Origin of the sequence: Burkholderia sp. TSV86, from assembly GCF_001522865.1 — a bacterium.
In the GTDB taxonomy this organism is placed as follows: Bacteria; Pseudomonadota; Gammaproteobacteria; order Burkholderiales; family Burkholderiaceae; genus Burkholderia.
The window spans coordinates 1-2,089 of record NZ_LOWB01000110.1 but is presented as its reverse complement, the minus strand read 5'-3'; the positions used below and the strand labels follow the sequence as shown (position 1 = coordinate 2,089).

Annotated in this window: 3 protein-coding genes and 1 pseudogene; all 4 read right to left on the bottom strand. The window is 65.6% G+C overall.

Going from position 1 to position 2,089, the window contains the following annotated elements:
* Positions 1-44: 44 nt before the first annotated feature.
* The gene (locus WS68_RS20795; RefSeq protein ID WP_156429591.1) at positions 45-410 is read right to left on the bottom strand and encodes a hypothetical protein; all 366 of its coding nucleotides are present in this window, start codon (positions 408-410) and stop codon (positions 45-47) included.
* 139 nt (positions 411-549) lie between these two features.
* Positions 550-1,014 carry an RES family NAD+ phosphorylase gene (locus WS68_RS20790; RefSeq protein WP_059572552.1) on the bottom strand — a complete coding sequence of 155 codons (465 nt, stop codon included), beginning with the start codon at positions 1,012-1,014 and terminating at the stop codon, positions 550-552.
* Positions 1,011-1,439 (bottom strand): antitoxin Xre/MbcA/ParS toxin-binding domain-containing protein, encoded by a 429-nt coding sequence (locus WS68_RS20785; RefSeq protein ID WP_059572554.1) that lies wholly within the window; start codon positions 1,437-1,439, stop codon positions 1,011-1,013. The genes WS68_RS20790 and WS68_RS20785 overlap by 4 nt, the downstream gene beginning before the upstream one ends.
* 409 nt (positions 1,440-1,848) lie before the next feature.
* Positions 1,849-2,089: pseudogene (locus WS68_RS28495) on the bottom strand (hypothetical protein); the annotation flags it as partial.

Here is a 2,089-nt window from a genome sequence, read left to right as displayed (position 1 = left end):
TCAGCGCTTGATTCATCGTTCACATCGCAGCTTCATTGACGCACTCAGCATACCACCCGCCTTATTGCGACAGAACCCGGCGTTCCCTGGTGATCGCGTGCGCCGTAGGGTCGGGCGCGTAGCGTCTCCCAGTGCGGGGTCGCCTCAAGCGCGACCAGCCAGTCCAGCGCGACACACCCGAGAACTGTGAGTTCCGCAACTTCAACGGGGGCGCGGTATCCCGCCGCGCCGGCGAATGCCGCCTGCGACACGCGTACTGGCTGGCGCACCCAGACAACGAAGCCCATCTGTGCGAGGGCCTCGAACGGCTCACCGTGCCAGTAACGCACGACCTGGCGATGGCAGACGCGCCGCAGGCTGTCGAGCGCGACCGCGTACGAGGGCGCGCTTTCCGGATTCACGGCTGCCACGGTACCCTCCCCAATGCGAGCCATGTGCCGAGCACCAGACCCAAGCCGCCGATGAGCGCATAGGCCAAGCCCCACGCGAACCGAGGCACCCAATCGGCTCGACTGATGCGCCGGATTGGACTTTCACGATCAGGAACGTTCATGTATTTTCCGCCAGCGCCGCGAACAGCCGCGCATCCCACACGACCGGCTGCGGCGCGCCGACGACGAGCCGCGCGGCATCCGGGTGCGCAGGATTGACCAGTGCGTTCCACTCGGCACGCGCGACCACCGACGGCACCAGCAAAATCGCGCTGCGCTGCTCGGCCAGCCACGCATCGCCGATCGTACGCGCGAGCTGCAGCGACGCGCCGTCCCACCCGGCCGGCAGCATGTCGGCCCGCTCAAGCGCCACGTCGTCGGACACGTCGACTTCGACCCACACATGGGTGCGCGGCACCTTGCCGATGCGCGCGTGCACCAGCACCTCGAGCATCGCGCCAGCGAACGTGGTCGCCGCGTAGATCATCGGGCGGCCCGGGCTGTTGAAGCGCCCGCCGACCAGCATTGCGCCGGTGCCGTCCCAGACCGGATAGCGCCGGTCGGCAATTCGATAGAGCTTCAAGCCGGCAGTCCGTAGAACAGTTGCCACAGCAGTTCCTCGACGCGCCGTGCGCCGAGCTCGGTGAGCGCGACGTCGAGCGGCGCTCGCCCCTCGAGCAGCGGATGCGGGGTGGCAAGAAACGTACGCGCATCGTCGGCATCGTCCCACACGTAGGTCGCGGTGGCCACCACGCGCGCGAGCCGCTCGGCCTTCTCGGATTCGTCGCGCGTGAGGCGGTCACGCCGGCGCTTGTAGGTTGCCTCCGGGATGATGCGCGCGAGCAGCATGCGGCGCGCGTCGGCGCTGCCCGCCGCGCGCTCGACGCCAGCACGCAACGCCGACTTCGGCAGACCGTCGCGCACGCGCGCCTCGAGCTCGGCGAGGGTGTGCGGCAGCGGCGTGAGCGCCATCACGGCGGCGATGGCTTCGGGCGGGACGAGTTGCATGGCGGGCTCGATATAGATCATATGATCCACAAAGATAGGTCAAAAGATACCGAAATTCAAGAATGCGGCGCGGCACGATGAGATTTTCCCGCAAAATGCCCACCAACCGCAATGTTGCTAATAAGCGTTAGCGGCATTGGACGATGGCCACAAAGACCCGGCCGCAGCCGGGTCGCGCGTCCCATCCGGTTCCCCATGTCCTCACCCATCACGCCGACAGAGCAACGCGTTGGCAAGGCGGTGGGCCAGCAAAATAACGGGCGCCGCCCCTGCAGTGGAACCAATCACAACGTAAAGGGCTGCTCAAACTCCGCGTCGACATCGTATTGCACGATTTTTCTTGTTGCTTGGTTCGCCCGAGGTCACTGGCAGCGCCCTGGCCGAATCTACCTGCCCGCTCGGGGTGGCGTTACGTCGCCGGGCGCAGCCAGTTTTCGACCGACAACCCCGCGACCCGGGTGAATTGAGCCGTGTTGTCCGTAACCAGGACGGCGTCGACGGCCAACGCATGCGCGGCAATCAGCATATCGTTGGCAGCGATCAACTGGCCTTGCTTTTCGAGTTCGGCCCGCAATGATCGGCCCCCAGCAAACAGTGCCATGATGTAGTCGAGTTTTCGGCGGACTTTTTCAGTATGAAAGGAGCCGTAC

Excerpts from the sequence above, each read along its gene's own strand:
- WS68_RS20785 (WP_059572554.1), bottom strand. The coding sequence starts at position 1,439 with ATGCAACTCGTCCCGCCCGAAGCCATCGCCGCCGTGATGGCGCTCACG.